This window comes from Streptomyces sp. (assembly GCF_035563135.1).
Lineage (GTDB): Bacteria > Actinomycetota > Actinomycetes > Streptomycetales > Streptomycetaceae > Streptomyces.
This window is the reverse complement of sequence record NZ_DATMVN010000867.1, coordinates 1-15,682: the sequence shown is the minus strand read 5'-3', so window position 1 is coordinate 15,682 and position 15,682 is coordinate 1. Positions and strand designations below refer to the sequence as shown.

General features: G+C 68.1%; 12 protein-coding genes, 1 tRNA gene and 2 pseudogenes. 8 read left to right on the top strand and 7 right to left on the bottom strand.

The annotated features are described in order from the left end of the window. Positions 1-164: pseudogene (locus VN520_RS38305) on the bottom strand (nucleotide exchange factor GrpE); the annotation flags it as partial. Next, positions 161-2,014: a molecular chaperone DnaK gene (gene dnaK, locus VN520_RS38300; RefSeq protein WP_325751566.1), complete on the bottom strand. Its 1,854-nt coding sequence runs from the start codon at positions 2,012-2,014 to the stop codon at positions 161-163. The gene dnaK and the pseudogene VN520_RS38305, both read right to left, overlap by 4 nt. 363 nt (positions 2,015-2,377) lie before the next feature. On the opposite strand from dnaK, the gene VN520_RS38295 reads away from it, so the two are divergent. The 3 genes from VN520_RS38295 (at position 2,378) to VN520_RS38285 (ending at position 6,587) form a co-directional block, all read left to right on the top strand. Continuing rightward, complete coding sequence (locus tag VN520_RS38295; protein ID WP_325751565.1) at positions 2,378-3,097, top strand: sugar transferase; 720 nt, start codon at positions 2,378-2,380, stop codon at positions 3,095-3,097. Between the two features lie 91 nt (positions 3,098-3,188). Continuing rightward, a complete protein-coding gene (locus VN520_RS38290) occupies positions 3,189-5,456 on the top strand; it encodes a (Fe-S)-binding protein (RefSeq protein WP_325751564.1) in 2,268 nt (755 codons plus the stop codon). Positions 5,457-5,660: 204 nt separating this feature from the next. Continuing rightward, positions 5,661-6,587 (top strand): Yip1 family protein, encoded by a 927-nt coding sequence (locus VN520_RS38285; RefSeq protein WP_325751563.1) that lies wholly within the window; start codon positions 5,661-5,663, stop codon positions 6,585-6,587. A gap of 67 nt (positions 6,588-6,654) precedes the next feature. On the opposite strand, the gene VN520_RS38280 is transcribed toward VN520_RS38285, so the two are convergent. Both VN520_RS38280 and dcd read right to left on the bottom strand, forming a co-directional pair. Continuing rightward, positions 6,655-7,155, bottom strand: coding sequence for a phosphoribosyltransferase (locus VN520_RS38280; RefSeq protein ID WP_325751562.1), 501 nt, complete (start codon positions 7,153-7,155; stop codon positions 6,655-6,657). Between the two features lie 6 nt (positions 7,156-7,161). Beyond that, entirely contained in the window at positions 7,162-7,737 is a 576-nt protein-coding gene (gene dcd / locus VN520_RS38275; protein WP_103515797.1) for a dCTP deaminase, read from the bottom strand. 467 nt (positions 7,738-8,204) lie between these two features. Between dcd and VN520_RS38270 the strand changes: the two genes are divergently transcribed. Beyond that, positions 8,205-8,275: transfer RNA gene (locus tag VN520_RS38270), tRNA-Gly, on the top strand. A 249-nt stretch (positions 8,276-8,524) separates the two neighbouring features. On the opposite strand, the gene VN520_RS38265 is transcribed toward VN520_RS38270, so the two are convergent. Then, positions 8,525-9,229, bottom strand: a complete 705-nt coding sequence (locus tag VN520_RS38265) for a DUF4386 domain-containing protein (RefSeq protein ID WP_325751561.1) — start codon at positions 9,227-9,229, stop codon at positions 8,525-8,527. Between the two features lie 117 nt (positions 9,230-9,346). Here VN520_RS38265 and VN520_RS38260 point away from each other — a divergent pair, with 117 nt between their 5' ends. From VN520_RS38260 to VN520_RS38245, 4 genes are all read left to right on the top strand, one after another. Beyond that, positions 9,347-10,030, top strand: coding sequence for a TetR/AcrR family transcriptional regulator C-terminal domain-containing protein (locus tag VN520_RS38260; RefSeq protein ID WP_325751560.1), 684 nt, complete (start codon positions 9,347-9,349; stop codon positions 10,028-10,030). A 409-nt stretch (positions 10,031-10,439) separates the two neighbouring features. Next, the gene (locus VN520_RS38255) at positions 10,440-10,787 is read left to right on the top strand and encodes a transcriptional regulator (RefSeq protein ID WP_325751559.1); all 348 of its coding nucleotides are present in this window, start codon (positions 10,440-10,442) and stop codon (positions 10,785-10,787) included. Next, positions 10,784-11,455 (top strand): nucleotidyl transferase AbiEii/AbiGii toxin family protein, encoded by a 672-nt coding sequence (locus tag VN520_RS38250; RefSeq protein ID WP_325751558.1) that lies wholly within the window; start codon positions 10,784-10,786, stop codon positions 11,453-11,455. Before VN520_RS38255 ends, VN520_RS38250 begins: the two co-directional genes overlap by 4 nt. Before the next feature lie 683 nt (positions 11,456-12,138). Then, a complete protein-coding gene (locus VN520_RS38245; RefSeq protein ID WP_325751557.1) occupies positions 12,139-13,560 on the top strand; it encodes an ATP-binding protein in 1,422 nt (473 codons plus the stop codon). A 222-nt stretch (positions 13,561-13,782) separates the two neighbouring features. On the opposite strand, the gene VN520_RS38240 is transcribed toward VN520_RS38245, so the two are convergent. Next, positions 13,783-14,217, bottom strand: coding sequence for a WYL domain-containing protein (locus tag VN520_RS38240; protein ID WP_325751556.1), 435 nt, complete (start codon positions 14,215-14,217; stop codon positions 13,783-13,785). A 44-nt stretch (positions 14,218-14,261) separates the two neighbouring features. Beyond that, positions 14,262-15,682, bottom strand: a pseudogene (locus VN520_RS38235) (hypothetical protein); the annotation flags it as partial.

Here is a 15,682-nt window from a genome sequence, read left to right as displayed (position 1 = left end):
TGGTCCAGCTCGGCCGTCAGGGCCGCTGTCTGCTGTACGTCCCCGGCCGGGGCGGCCGCCTCCTCCTCGGAGGAGGAGGCGGCCGCCTTCGGTTCGGCGTCGTCGGAGCTGGCGCCGGAGGGGACGTCAGGCTTCTCCTCGAAGCCCGGGGTCTCCTCGGTCACACCGCACCGCCCTTCGTGTCCTTCTCGTCGTCCACGATCTCGGCGTCGACGACGTCGTCGTCGGCCTTGGCCTGGCCGTCGCCCGGCGCCTCGGCGCCCGGCGTACCGCCTTCGGCCTGGGCGTTGGCGTACATCGCCTGGCCCAGCTTCTGGGAGACGGCCGCGACCTTCTCGGTGGCGGTACGGATCTCGGCGGTGTCCTCGCCCTTGAGCTTCTCCTTCAGCTCGGTGAGCGCGGTCTCCACCTCCGTCTTCACGTCACCGGGGACCTTGTCCTCGTTGTCCTTGAGGAACTTCTCCGTCTGGTAGACGAGCTGCTCACCCTGGTTGCGCGACTCGGCGGCCTCGCGACGGGCGTGGTCCTCCTCCGCGTACTTCTCGGCCTCTTCGCGCATCCGGTTGACCTCGTCCTTCGGCAGCGAGGAGCCACCGGTGACGGTCATCTTCTGCTCCTTGCCGGTGCCGAGGTCCTTGGCAGCGACGTGCATGATGCCGTTGGCGTCGATGTCGAAGGCGACCTCGATCTGCGGCACCCCGCGCGGGGCCGGCGGCAGACCGGTGAGCTCGAACATCCCGAGCTTCTTGTTGTACGCCGCGATCTCGCGCTCGCCCTGGTAGACCTGGATCTGCACCGACGGCTGGTTGTCCTCGGCCGTCGTGAAGATCTCGGAGCGCTTGGTCGGGATCGTGGTGTTGCGCTCGATGAGCTTGGTCATGATCCCTCCCTTGGTCTCGATGCCGAGGGACAGCGGGGTGACGTCGAGGAGCAGGACGTCCTTGACCTCGCCCTTGAGGACACCGGCCTGGAGCGAGGCGCCGATGGCGACGACCTCGTCCGGGTTCACGCCCTTGTTGGCCTCCTGGCCGCCGGTCAGCTCCTTGACGAGCTCGGCGACGGCCGGCATGCGGGTGGAGCCACCGACGAGAACGACGTGGTCGATCTCGGAGAGCTGGATGCCCGCGTCCTTGATGACGTTGTGGAACGGGGTCTTGCAGCGGTCCAGGAGGTCCGCGGTCAGCTGCTGGAACTGCGAGCGCGTGAGCTTCTCGTCCAGGTGCAGCGGGCCCTCGGCGGACGCCGTGATGTAGGGCAGGTTGATCGTGGTCTCGGTCGAGGACGAGAGCTCGATCTTCGCCTTCTCCGCGGCCTCACGCAGACGCTGGAGAGCCATCTTGTCCTTGGACAGGTCCACGCCGTGCCCGTTGGCGAACTGCTTCACCAGGTAGTCGACGACCCGCTGGTCCCAGTCGTCACCACCGAGGTGGTTGTCACCGTTGGTGGCCTTCACCTCGACGACGCCGTCGCCGATCTCCAGGAGGGACACGTCGAAGGTGCCGCCACCGAGGTCGAAGACGAGGATCGTCTGGTCGTCCTTGTCGAGGCCGTACGCCAGGGCGGCGGCGGTCGGCTCGTTGACGATGCGCAGGACGTTCAGGCCCGCGATCTCGCCGGCCTCCTTGGTCGCCTGGCGCTCCGAGTCGTTGAAGTACGCCGGGACGGTGATCACCGCGTCGGTGACCTTCTCGCCCAGGTAGGACTCGGCGTCGCGCTTCAGCTTCTGCAGGATGAAGGCGCTCATCTGCTGCGGGTTGAAGTTCTTGCCGTCGAGCTCGATCTTCCAGTCGGTGCCCATGTGGCGCTTGACCGAACGGATCGTCCTGTCGACGTTGGTGACCGCCTGACGCTTGGCGACCTCGCCGACCAGCACCTCGCCGTTCTTCGCGAAGGCGACGACGGACGGCGTGGTCCTGGCGCCTTCGGCGTTGGTGATGACGGTGGGCTCGCCGCCTTCGAGAACGCTGACGACGGAGTTAGTCGTGCCCAGGTCGATGCCGACCGCACGTGCCATTTCAATTCCTCCAACTGACTACTTGAGTGGATCTGACTCAAGGATGCATGACACCCATCCCGGAGTCAAAGGACCTGAGCCACTTACGCTCAACTTATATGCTCACATGCGCGCTGAGCAGGCAATTCACTCATGCGAGGGGGGCGGAAGCCCACGAGGACCGCCTCGCCCCGCACCTCCCGGCACGCGCGGCACGCCACACGCACGCCTCCCACCTTCGCACCATGGGATCGTTCTGTCACAAAATGCACCGAAAAGGGCATACCGTTACGTCATCGACTCCGGGCAGGTGCAATGCGGAACGCCGAGCAGACTGCGACGCGAAGGAAGAGGCGCCCCTCCCCGGCGACGGGGACCTGGACGATGGACTCCCCGGCCGGCCGGCCCTTCGGCCCCACCCGCATCCCCGGCCGCGCCCTCGCCCTCATTCCCGGCCGCGCCCTCGCCCGGGCGGGGACCGGACGCATCGCCAGGAACCTGGCGGCCGTGGCCGCCACTCGGCTCACCGGCCCCCTGAAAGCCCTGACCGCCAAGCGGGTCCTGGACCTGGCGCTCGGCACGGCACTCCTGCTCCTGGCGGCGCCCGTCCTCACCCTCGCCGCCCTGGCCCTCGCCCTCCGGCCGCCCCGCAGCGCGGGAGGCGTGCTCCGGCGCGAGACCAGGGTGGGCCTCGGCGGCCACCTCTTCGAGCTGCGCTCGCTGCGCACCCGGCGGTTCCGGCTCGACCTGCTGTCCAGGCTGCCCCACGTCGTACGGGGAGACCTCTCCCTGGTCGGCCCGGCGCCGCTCACCCCGGACGAGGCCGCCCTGCCCGGCTCCGCCGCCGGGCACTGGCGGCAGGGCCTCCGGCCGGGCCTGACCGGCCTGGCCCAGGTGCGCGCCCGCTCCGGAATGCCCTGGGACGAACCCGCCCTCCTGGACGCGCACTACGCAGAGCATCATGGGACAGGGCTCGACCTGGCGATCCTGGCGCAATCCGTACGCATCCACCTGCGAGCGGCCCTGCGCGGACCGCGACACCCGGGGAAGGCTCACCTGAGCGACACAGATCACCGCCTGCGCGGCTACAGCGCGGCGGAATAAGTGGATAGTGTCAGCACAGACTGATTAAGTTACTGCTTAGTAATCGCTTGTACGCGCTGGATCCCACCCTCGCAGGCCCGAGGAGCCCCACATGCAACTCGCCGCGATCATCGTGTCGCTGGTGCTGACTGTCGTCGGCGTTGCGCTCATCGCCCGAGCCGTCGCGCAGATCTACCGGTTCGTCCGTCTCGGACAGCCGGTACCAGCAGGCAGCCGCACCGACGCCCCCAAGCAGCGCACGATCACCCTGGTCAAGGAATTCCTCGGCCACACCCGGATGAACCGGTGGGGGATCGTGGGCTTCGCCCACTGGTTCGTCGCGATCGGCTTCCTGACCCTGCCGCCGACGCTCCTCCAGGCGTACGGACAGCTCTTCCAGGCCGACTGGGTGCTGCCGGTGGTCGGTGGCTGGCTGCCGTTCGAGATGTACATCGAGTTCATCGGCATCATGACCGTGCTCGGCATCGTCACGCTGATGGCCATCCGGCTGCTGAACCTGCCCTCGCGGGCCGGCCGCAAGTCGCGCTTCGCCGGCTCCAAGGCCTGGCAGGCGTACTTCGTCGAGTACGTCATCCTCGTCATCGGCCTGGCGATCCTGGCCCTGCGCGGCCTCGAAGGCGCGATCCACCACGTCGAGGGCTACGAGGCCGCCTACTTCGTCTCGTACCCCTTGGTGCTCGCCTTCAAGGGCCTCGCGCTCGGCACGCTGCAGAACCTCATCTACTTCACCGCGATGATCAAGATCGGCACCTCGCTGATCTGGATGATCACGGTCTCGCTCAACACCAATATGGGTGTCGCCTGGCACCGCTTCCTCGGTTTCCCGAACATCTGGTTCAAGCGCAACGCGGACGGCTCGTCGGCGCTCGGCGCGCTCCAGCCGATGACCACGGGCGGCAAGGAGATCGACTGGGAGGACCCGGGCGAGGACGACACCTTCGGTGTCTCCCAGGTCGAGCAGTTCTCCTGGAAGGGCATCCTCGACTTCTCCACCTGCACCGAGTGCGGCCGCTGCCAGTCGCAGTGCCCCGCCTGGAACACCGGCAAGCCGCTCTCCCCGAAGCTCCTGATCATGTCCCTGCGCGACCACGCGCACGCCAAGGCGCCGTACCTGCTGGCCGGCGGCGGCAAGGACATGGAAGGCACCGAGAAGGCCACCGCCGAGCAGCTCAAGGACGTGCCGGCCTCCGCCCTGGCCGAGGCCGGGCGCCCCCTCATCGGCACCGCCCAGGAGAACGGCGTCATCGACCCGGACGTGCTGTGGTCCTGCACCACCTGCGGCGCGTGCGTGGAGCAGTGCCCGGTCGACATCGAGCACATCGACCACATCGTCGACATGCGCCGCTACCAGGTGATGATCGAGTCCGCGTTCCCGTCCGAGGCGGGCACGATGCTCAAGAACCTGGAGAAGAAGGGCAACCCCTGGGGGCTGGCCAAGAAGCAGCGCGTGGAGTGGACCAAGGAGGTCGACTTCGAGGTCCCGATCGTCGGCAAGGACATCGAGGACCTCAGCGAGATCGACTACCTCTACTGGGTCGGCTGCGCCGGCGCCCTGGAGGACCGCGCCAAGAAGACGACGAAGGCCTTCGCGGAACTCCTGCACATCGCGGGCGTCAAGTTCGCGATCATGGGCGGCGACGAGAAGTGCACCGGCGACTCCGCCCGCCGCCTGGGCAACGAACCGCTGTTCCAGCAGCTCGGCCAGGAGAACGTCGCGATGCTGAACATGGCATTCGGCGAGGACGACGACGAACCCGGCACGAAGAAGCCCAAGGCCTCGAAGAAGATCGTCGCGACCTGCCCGCACTGCTTCAACACCATCGCCAACGAGTACCCGCAGCTCGGCGGCGAATACGAGGTCATCCACCACACACAGCTGCTCCAGCACCTGGTGGACGAGGGCAAGCTGATCCCGGTGACCCCGGTCGAGGGCCTGATCACCTACCACGACCCCTGCTACCTGGGCCGCCACAACAAGATCTACACGCCCCCGCGCGAGATCATCGCGAAGGTCCCGGGCCTGCGGAACGAGGAGATGCACCGCCACAAGGAGCGCGGCTTCTGCTGCGGCGCCGGCGGAGCCCGGATGTGGATGGAGGAGCGGATCGGCAAGCGCATCAACAACGAACGCGTCGACGAAGCCCTCTCCCTCAACCCGGACATCGTCTCCACCGCCTGCCCGTTCTGCCTCGTCATGCTGACCGACTCGGTCAACGGCAAGAAGAACGACGGCAAAGCCAAGGAATCGGTGCAGGTCGTCGACGTGTCGCAGCTGCTCCTGGAGTCGGTGAAGACACCCGCCGACCCGACGGGCGACGCGGAGCCGGCCGGCCGGCCGGAACCGGAACCCGTTCAGTAGCCGTCTCCCACCACGGAAGCGGCCGGACCTGCCTCGGGGGCGGGACCGGCCGCTTCCGTGTGTCCCGGGCGCCGCCGAGGCCCCTCCCCGAGGTGGTGCAGGCCCCCCGGGGTACCCCTAGGGGATGTCACAGCTAGGCCGCAATGGGCCCCTTGTTCCCCCGGCCCCCACACCGCACCCGCACGGACCAGGTACGTTCGATGTGTGGCTGGATTCAGGATCGGACGCGGCCGGGACAACCGCACACCGCAACAACACCCGCAGCGGCAGCAGCCGTACGGCGCGCAGGCATCACCGCCGCCGTACGGCGGGCAGCCATGGCCCCCGACAGGAGGCAACGGCACACCGTACGGCGGCCCCCAGGGCGCACCGTACGGCGGCGGGCACGGCGGCAACGGACACGGAGGGGGGAGCGGGCACCCAGGCGGACACGGCGAACCGGAGTACTTCGGCGACCCGCACCACCAGCCCTCGCGGCAGGACCCGTACGCCGACGCCCCGGGTCACACCCAGGCGTTCAGGATCGACGAGGACCCGTACGGCGACGGGAACACCTACCGGGCCGGTCAGGCCCCCGCGCACCCCTCGGGGCCCAGGCTGCACTGGAAGCAGTTGCTGAGCGGCATCGTGATGCGGCCCGGACCGACGTTCTGGCAGATGCGCGACCACCCCGTCTGGGGCCCCGCGATCGTCGTCACGTTCGTCTACGGCCTGCTCGCCCTCTTCGGCTTCGACCAGGCGCGCGACGAGGCGATCCACGCGGAGGTCTCCACGGCCGCCCCGTACGTGATCTTCACGGGTGTCGGCTTCGTCATCGGCGGACTGGTCCTCGGCGCGGTCACCCACACCCTGGCCCGCCAGCTCGGCGGCACGGGCTCCTGGCAGCCGACCGTGGGCCTGTCGATGCTCATCATGTCGATCACGGACGCGCCCCGCCTGATCTTCGCCCTGTTCCTCGGCGGCGAGAACTCCCTGGTCCAGATCCTCGGCTGGATCACCTGGCTGGCCGCCGGAGCGCTGTTCACCTCGATGGTGAGCAAGTCGCACGACCTGCCGTGGCCGAAGGCCCTGGGTGCCTCCGCGATCCAGCTGATCGCGCTGCTCTCGATCATCAAGCTCGGCACGATCTGACCCGGCCCGACACGGGAGGGCCCCGGTGCGTCGCACCGGGGCCCTCCCGTTTCTCCTCCGGCGCAGCCTAGGAGTCGAGGATCTGTCCCTCACGACGCACGACGGGCTTCTCCACGCTCCACGGGAAGTTGATCCACTGATCGGTCTTCTTCCACACGTATTCGCACTTCACCAGCGACTGCGGCTTCTCGTAGATGACCGCACTGCGCACCTCGGCCACATGGTCGATGCAGAAGTCACGGACCAGCTTCAGCGTCTTGCCCGTGTCGGCGACGTCGTCGGCGATGAGGACCTTCTTCTGCGTGAAGTCGATGGCGTTGGGAACGGGTGCCAGCATGACCGGCATCTCCAGCGTGGTCCCGACCCCGGTGTAGAACTCGACGTTCACCAGATGGATGTTCTTGCAGTCCAGGGCGTACGCCAGACCGCCCGCGACGAAGACCCCGCCCCGCGCGATGCTCAGCACGACGTCCGGCTCGTAGCCGTCGTCGGCCACCGCCTGCGCCAGCTCGCGCACGGCGTGCCCGAAGGCCTCGTACGTCAGATTCTCCCGCATCTCACCAGCCATGCCGCATCACACCTGAGTCCTGTGGAAATTCATGTAAGAACGCGAGGCGGTCGGCCCTCGCTGGCCCTGATAGCGCGATCCGTAGCGCTCGGATCCGTACGGGAACTCCGAAGAAGAGGTCAGCCGGAACATGCACAGCTGCCCGATCTTCATTCCCGGCCAGAGCTTTATCGGCAACGTCGCCAGATTCGACAGCTCCAGAGTGACGTGCCCCGAGAAACCGGGGTCGATGAACCCGGCCGTGGAGTGCGTCACCAGCCCGAGCCGGCCCAGCGAGCTCTTCCCCTCCAGCCGCGACGCCAGGTCGTCGGGGAGCGAGATGACCTCGTAGGTGGAGGCCAGGACGAACTCCCCGGGGTGGAGGATGAACGCCTCGTCCCCCTCCGGCTCGACCTGACGGGTCAGGTCCACCTGCTCGACGGCGGGATCGATATGCGGATAGCGGTGGTTCTCGAACACCCGGAAGTAGCGGTCCAGCCGCACATCGATGCTCGAGGGCTGCACCATCGAAGCGTCGAACGGGTCAATGCGAACCCGCCCGGCATCGATCTCGGCCCGGAGGTCCTTATCTGAGAGAAGCACGCACCGAGGATACGCAGAACGCGCAGGCCGACCCCAACCGGACCGTCCTGCGCGTGCCTGCCTCACACCTCTAGTGCTCCTCGAACACCACCGGAACGGCCCGCCTCAACCGCGCACAGCGCGGACAGCGGATGAGCCGCCCGGGACCGATCCGCTCGGACCCGAGCTGCTGCATCGGGAACGACGAGGTGGTAAAGACGTGCCCCTCGGCACAGCGGACGACGGTGCGCTCCATCGACGACATCAAGTCCCTTCCCCAACCAGCCTTGGACGAGACCGCCACATTAGGGGATGAACGGGACGCCACTCCAGGCGGCACTCCGCCCGCACACGCTACGCCCTCAACTCCCGCAGCCCGCACCCGCATCCACACTCCGCAACGACACGCGAGCCCCACGGCGAAAACGCCGGGGGGCTGCGATGGGGTACAGTGTGGGACGATGCATCGCCGATCACCGGCGCGCTACGCGGGTGTAGTTTAATGGTAGAACATGAGCTTCCCAAGCTCAGAGCGCGAGTTCGATTCTCGTCACCCGCTCTTGCATGAACCCCCAGGTCATGGCCCTGGGGGTTCGTCGTTGCCCAGACTTCCCCCGGCGTCGCGCACCACCTGCGCACCACCTGGCCCCTTGTTCTCGTAGGCTCGGGCGAGTATCGCTGCGGTGGCGGCCACGACCTGGCGGAGTCCGGCCCGTGCAACGACCTCTACATCCCCCCGAGCCTCAGCAACTCGCAGCACGCGTGCTCGGTGCCCTCGACCGGGATGACCGCCTCGGCCCATCCGTCCTCACCGACGGACACCTGCCGGATCAGCCACTTCTTCGTCTGTCCGGGACGCGGCGCCTGAGCCGGGCCCGAACCCCCTGACGATCAGCCAACCGGCCAGCCCCAGCTCCCAGGCGAACACCGGGAGCGCGGCGGCCGCCCCCGCCACGGAGAGCTGCGCGTAGGCCCCGAACATCACGGCGACGGCCGATGCGCAGATCAGCGGTCCGCCGACCAGCCCGAGCACGACGATGAAGTACGGTACGAGCCGTGCGCGGTACGCCAGGTATGCGAGCAGGACGGTGTTCAGGCCGAGGGAGATGTTGGGCCCGAGCAGGAACGTCCAGTTGTGCACGGCCACCAGCGCGGCATCGGCGCCGTCCGCCGCCCCCGCGTCCCGCCGTAGGGTGACGAGTGCCAGGACCGCGACGATCCCGAGGGCGATGACGGCCGCCTCAAGGAGTCGCCCGAAGGCGTACCCGAGCGCGAGCCCCTCACCGTGGCGCCGCAGGACGGGGAACAGCGCCGCCCCGGTACCGGCCACCGCCACCACCAGCACCACCTCGCAGAGCACCCCGAGCAGCGCCCGCGTGTCGGCGCCCTGCGGGAGCCGGCCGTCCGCGACGCCCAGCAGGGGGCGGTACAGGATCGCCCCGGCTATCGCGGCGACCTCGGTCAGCAGGAACAGCGACCCGGCGGCCACCGCGGTTCTCCGGTCCGGACTCATCTTTCCAGCACCCCTCGCTCGATCGCGGTGTACGCCGTACACCTGACAGCGACCATAGGTGTACGACGTACACTCGTCAAGGTGGAGGCCGTCGAGGAGGGAAGGGGCCGGACCGGAATGACCCGTCAGGAAGCCACACGCAAGCAACGGATCCCACTGAACAGGGACCGCGTCCTGCGCGCCGCCATCGCGCTCGCCGACGCCACCGGCATCGACGCGCTCAGCATGCGCAGGCTCGCGCAGGAGCTGGACGTCGTACCGATGGCTCTCTACAAGCACGTGGCCAACAAGGAGGAGCTGCTCGACGGCATGGCCGACGCCGTCGTCGGCGAGATCGACCCGCCGGCCGCGGGCCCCGACTGGCAGCGCGTGGTCCGCGGGCGGATCCTCTCGGCGCGGCGGGTCCTGCTGCGCCACCCCTGGGCGGTCCGGGTCATCGAGTCCCGGACCGGCCCCACCCCGGCTGTCCTTGCGTACCTGGACTCGATGGCCGGGAGCTTCCGGGACGGCGGCCTCTCCCCCGACCTCACGCACCACGTCATGCACGCGATGGGCAGCCGCCTCCTCGGCTTCAGCCAGGAACTGTTCGACACCTCGGGCCCCTCCGGCCCGCCGGACCGCGGGCTGGTGGCGCGCTACCCGAACATCGCGGAACTGGCCGCCACGGCCGCCCACGACGGGGGCTCCACGGTCGGTGGTGGCTGCGACGACCAGTTCGAGTTTGAATTTGCCCTGGACCTCCTCCTGGACGGTTTCGAAAACCTCCGCCGCCAGGGCTGGACGTCCGCGCGGAAGGCGTAGCCAGGTGCGGGGGGTGATGCATAGAAAGATGCCCTCGAAGCCGACTTCGCGATCGAGTCCGGGACGGCATCCAGAGGCGCACCCGTGCTCGCTCCGACTTACTCATCCGCTTAGGCACCTGCCCGACGCTCTGGCAGCGTGCCCCGGTCGTGCCCCTCGGAGCGGTGAACAGCGGTGAACGGGGGTATCGCCAGGCCGTCCAGAAGCGCCGCCGGAAAGGACGTTTTAGCAGGTCAGATGCCACAATCACGGGCAGAGCGTCGATGATTCCCAAGCTCAGAGCGCGAGTTCGATTCTCGTCACCCGCTCCATGAAAAAGCCCCAGGCCAGCGGCCGGGGGCTTCTTTGTATGCAGCACCTTGTCACCGTCCGGTCGGCCCCCAGCGGCTCCTCCCTGGATAATCGGGGTATGGCATCACAGCCCAGCCTTTCCGATCTCCGCCGTGCCAAGTTTGCCCGGCGCGCACCCGCGGCGCTCTCCGAGCTCGCCGGCCCCGAGCACGGCACAGTGAGCCTGCCTCTTCATCTGGCGTGGTCGGGACTGACCACGTTCGACCTCGATCAGCCCCGGTTGCGGATGAGCTACTACCGCATCGTCCTGGCCGAGGGCCAGCATGACGATCTGATCCGGTACCTCAATCATGGCCTTCTCATCAGCCTGTGGCCCACACTGCGCACGCTGATCAGCCGTGATGTCCGTGAAGTCTGGGAAGGCGCCTTCGACGAGTTGGCTCACAGCGCCCGGGCCGCGGCGTGAACCTCACCGACCTGCACCGTCGCCTACTTGCAGACGTGCTCGCCGTAGGCGGCTCTTATCCTCTGGCGCTTACCGGCGGCTACGCGGTCCAGGCACACGGCCTGGTCGACCGGCTGAGCCAGGACCTCGACGTCGCGACCGAGAACCCCGAGCGCATGGAGGACATTGCGACTGCCGTGCGCATCGGCTTGGAGCAGCGCGGGTGGCAGGTCAGCGCTCTGGAAACAGACCCGCTGTCCGCGCGCCTGATCGTCACCGATCCCACCAGCCGTGAAGAGTGCGAAGTCGACATCCTCAAGGAAGCCCTCTGGCGACCGCTTGTGCACACCGAGCACGGCTTGGTGCTGTCCCTCGAAGATGTCGTTGGAACCAAGGTCCGCGCGTTGTCCGACCGCGGGCTCGCCAGAGACCTGATCGACGTGCAGGCCGCAGCGAACCACTGGAGTCACGTCGAACTCGAAGAGCTCGGACGGCGCCATGCGCGCGACGCCTTCGACCTGAGTGAGCTACAAGCCCGACTGGGCGGAGCCGACTGGATCGACGACACAGAATTCGCCGCCTACGGGCTCGACGAGCAAGCAATCACCGGGCTGCGGCAGTGGGCACAGGCATGGGGCAACGACATCGGCGAACGACTCCAGGAGCTGGAAGCCCCGCACGAAGACTGATCGCCGCAGGGAGGCTGGACGCTCGGCAGGATGCGCATCGGGCCGTTCACCTCAGCGGCCATGCCCCATCCGTGCCCATCGGAGCGGACAACAGCGGTCAGGTACGGCTCCCAGGGACCGTAGGCAACTATCCCAACCAACAGAAAAGCACAGGTCAGAGCACCTTCGGTAGCCCAAGGACCGTTGATTCCCAAGCTCAGAGCGCGAGTTCGATTCTCGTCACCCGCCCCATGAAAAAGCCCCAGGCCAGCGGCCGGGGGCTTTCTTGCTGTTCAGACCGGCCTGACCATCCCGTATCACCTCCGCGCCTTGCCCCTCTTCCCGCTGTTCAGCGCCCTTCCGCCCGGCCATCACGCCCCGAGCCTGGCTTCAAACAGCATCTACAACTACAAGGCGAGTCCAATCTGGCGCGTCGCATGCGTCGACTGCCGGAGGCGCGTGGACGCAGCCCTGTCACGCACACCTCCCGGCACCCGGCGCCCGCCACTGACGTCGATCGACCCCGGGCGTCGGCGAGTTGGCGTGCCATAACACGGGCCCACCGCATGCAAGCCGGCCTTGATCTTCTCTCGGTCTCACGGGATGTCGGCAACAGCTGCGCAGGAAGCATTGCATTTGCGCAACTTTCATTTATGAAAGTAACCTGCCCTGGCAGAGAATGAACGATCGGCGAGGTGGAACCTGTGAACGGATTCGTTGGGCGTCGTACGGAGCTCGGCCTTCTTGATGACCTGCTGGCCCCCGTACGGACCGGCGGACGCAGCGGGCGGCCCGGGCGCGCCGTACTGATCCGAGGGCGCCGACGCGTCGGCAAGTCCCGGCTCGTGGAGGAGTTCCTGGAACGCTCCGGGCTTCCTCATGTCTTCTTCACCGCAGTAGGCGGCTCGAAGGCCGAGGACCTGGCAGGATTCGCCGCCGAGCTCGCCGTCTCTCCACTCCCCGACGCCGGCCGCCTCGCGGACTTCGCCACCCCGCAGACTTGGGACGCGGCTTTGAGCCTGCTCGCCAGTGTCCTGCCTCAGGACACGCCCAGCGTGGTCGTGCTCGACGAGATGCCCTACCTCGTACGCGAGGACCCCACTTTCGAGGGCGCGCTGCAGAAGGCATTCGACCGGACGTTGTCCAAGCTCCCCGTACTGCTCGTCCTCATCGGCTCGGACATCGCGATGATGGAGCAGCTGAACACCTACGGTCGCCCCTTCTACCAGCGCGGCACCGAGATGGTCGTACCTCCGCTCAATCCGGCCGAGGTCGCCGCCATGCTCGACCTCCCGCCGGCTGAGGCGTTCGACGCCTTCCTGGTCTCTGGCGGCCTCCCGCTCGTCCTTGAGGAATGGCCTCCGGGTGCCACCCTCTGGGACTACCTGGAGCAGGCGCTGGCCCGTCCGACGTCCGCCCTCCTCGTCAGCGGCGAGCGCACTCTGGCCGCCGAGTTCCCCACAGAGGCACAGGCCCGCACCGTGCTGAGTGCCATCGGACACGGGGAACGCACCTTCACCCTGATCGGCCGGGCAGCCGGCGACCTCAATCCAGGCTCTCTGAAACGTTCCCTGGAGCTCCTCACCAGCCGACGCATGGTGGCGGCCGACCTTCCGCTGTCCACCAGGCCGAGCCGCGAGAGCCGCTACCACGTCGCCGATCCGTACCTGCGCTTCTGGCTCTCTTTCCTCGGGCCCGGCATCCCCATGATCGAGCGCGGGCGTGGAGACCGTGTACTCGAATCGATCCGCACCAGTTGGACATCCTGGCGGGGCCGCGCCGTCGAACCTGTGATCCGCGAGGCCCTATGGCGCCTGACCGACGACCGGCTGCCCGAGGCCACCAACGTGATCGGCGGCTACTGGACCCGCACCAACGACCCTGAAATCGACCTCGTCGGCGCCGACCGATCTCCTATCGCCAAGAAGATCACCTTCGTCGGATCCATCAAGTGGCTGGAGAACAAACCCTTCGACAACCGCGACCTCGCCCGACTCGTCATCCACCGCTCACAACTGCCCGGCACCGACGACTCCACTCCCCTGCTCGCCGTCGCCCGCAGCGGAAGCAGCGCCAACGGCATCCTCAGCCTCACCCCCGACGACCTCATCACCGCTTGGGCGTGACACGCCAGGGGCCGTTTCCCCGCAGTGACCGCGTTCGTGCCCCATCCGTGCCCTTCGGAGCGGATAACAGCGGTCAAGCCCGGTGCCCAGAGACCACACCGACCTTGCCCGGCCCGGCCAAACATGCAGGTCAGAGTCACTACAACCGTTCAAGAACCGTTGATTCCCAAGCTCGGAGCGCGAGTTCGATTCTCGTCACCCGCTCTTGCATGAACCCCCAGTTCATGGACCTGGGGGTTCGTCGTTGCCCAGACTTCCCCCGGCGTCGCGCACCACCTGCGCACCACCTGGCCCCTTGTTCTCGTAGGCTCGGGCGAGTATCGCTGCGGTGGCGGCCACGGCCTGGCGGAGTCCGGCCCGTGCGACGACCTCGGCATCCCCCCCGAGCCTCAGCAACTCGCAGCAGGTGTGCTCGGTGCACTCGGCTGGAATGGCCGCCTCGCCCCATCCGTCGTCCCCGCCGGCGGTCGTGGTGGAGCCGAAGGCCCTCACCACCGCAAGGGCAACGTTGCCGAGCAAGCGCCGGCGTTCCCGGGGAGAAAGGCGGACGGTGGCTGTGCCGATATGGCAGCGGGCCTGGAAGTCATCGAGGTAGGGGACCCAGTACACGCCCAGGCCGAAGTCCTGCGGCCGGTCGAACCGCTCGTCGCCCAGCACGTGGGAGGGGACCGAAGAACCCTTCGTTCCCCTCCCACGTGCGGTCAGAGCCAGGAGTCCCAGATGCCGTACGCCGTCGATCGGGTCACGGCCTCGACGCCCGAGGCGTCGAGCCGTACGACGCGGTAGTAGTACAGGCCGAGCCGGTCCTCGTGCACCGTGGTGTCCATGTAGAACGCGGCGTCACCCATCGCGCCCTCCGCCAGGGTGACGTAGGCGGCAGTGACGGGGTCCCAGCGCTCCACGCGGTAGCTCGCGAACCGGGAACAGTCCCCGAGTCCGGAGCTTTCGGAGCAGCCGACGTACAGATCCGGGTACTGGCCCTCACGGACCTCGGTCTCCGTCCAGCCCGGCGGCCGGGTGTCGGGCAGGGTGACCGAGACCTCGGCGGGGTGGAGGACGTCGAGTGGATCGTCGCGGTGATCGTCGATCGCGGCCACCTTGTAGACGTGGGTGGCGCCGTCCGGCACTGTCGGGCAGAGGATTTCGGTACTGGTCAGGGAGCTGCCGGTCCAGCAGTTGTTCTTCCAGACCGTCTCACCGCTGTCCGGGTCGGTGACGCCCTGCCACGCGCGGTAGCCGGAGACATCGGTGTCGGCGGGCGGCGTCCAGGTCAGCCGGACGCCGAGCGGGACTCGTTCCGCGGTCAGGTCCTGGACCGTGGCGGGGCGCTGGGTGTCCGGGGTGGTCTCCGTGGCGGGCGGGCCGGCCTGCGACACATGTCCGTACCGGTCGGTCGTCACGACCCGGTACTCGTACGTCGTCTCCGACTTGCCCTGGACGTCCCAGCAGCTGCCGTTGACCTGTTTGCGGGCGGACAGAGGAGCGTCGTCGTCCGCCCAGGTCCAGTATGTGTCCGGGTCATCCAGCGGCTGGTCCACCGAGCTGTTCGGCTTGCACTGGTCCACGATGTCGGTCTCGCCGGTCGCGGTGTCGGTCCGGATGATCTTGTACGTGGGAAGAGGCCGCTCGTCGACGGTCCACGGGTCGACGCTGCTCCACTCGACCATCACACCCTCGTCGAACCTGTTGGCAGTGGTCTTGAACGCGGGGATTGCCTCCGGACGGTCGGCCATCTTCAGAGTGATCTCCACCGGCGCGGCAGGGTTGCCCTTGGCGTCCAGCGAGCGCACCGCGTACCGGTAGCTGTCGGCGACGGCGGCCGACTGGCGCGGCACCACGTCGGTCCGGGTGCTGGGGCTCCCCTCGGGAAGAGCGTCGACGTAGCCGCCGGTCGCCGGGTCGTACTGGAGGACCTGGTACGAGGCGGCCCCGGTGACGGGCGACCACACCAGATGCGGAACGCCCGACCGGTACTCGGCGCGGAGCCCCGTGACGGCGGCGGGCGGGGTCAGGTCGGGGGTGGAGAATGTCGTGGCGGCCGAGTACGCCGACCAGTTCCCGGCGGCGTCCCGGGCCCGCCCCCGGTAGGTGACCTCGCTGCCGTCGGCCCGGTAGCCGGTGT

Excerpts from the sequence above, each read along its gene's own strand:
- dnaK (WP_325751566.1), bottom strand. The coding sequence starts at position 2,014 with ATGGCACGTGCGGTCGGCATCGACCTGGGCACGACTAACTCCGTCGTC.
- VN520_RS38295 (WP_325751565.1), top strand. The coding sequence starts at position 2,378 with ATGGACTCCCCGGCCGGCCGGCCCTTCGGCCCCACCCGCATCCCCGGC.
- VN520_RS38290 (WP_325751564.1), top strand. The coding sequence starts at position 3,189 with ATGCAACTCGCCGCGATCATCGTGTCGCTGGTGCTGACTGTCGTCGGC.
- VN520_RS38280 (WP_325751562.1), bottom strand. The coding sequence starts at position 7,155 with ATGGCTGGTGAGATGCGGGAGAATCTGACGTACGAGGCCTTCGGGCAC.
- VN520_RS38265 (WP_325751561.1), bottom strand. The coding sequence starts at position 9,229 with ATGAGTCCGGACCGGAGAACCGCGGTGGCCGCCGGGTCGCTGTTCCTG.
- VN520_RS38260 (WP_325751560.1), top strand. The coding sequence starts at position 9,347 with ATGACCCGTCAGGAAGCCACACGCAAGCAACGGATCCCACTGAACAGG.
- VN520_RS38255 (WP_325751559.1), top strand. The coding sequence starts at position 10,440 with ATGGCATCACAGCCCAGCCTTTCCGATCTCCGCCGTGCCAAGTTTGCC.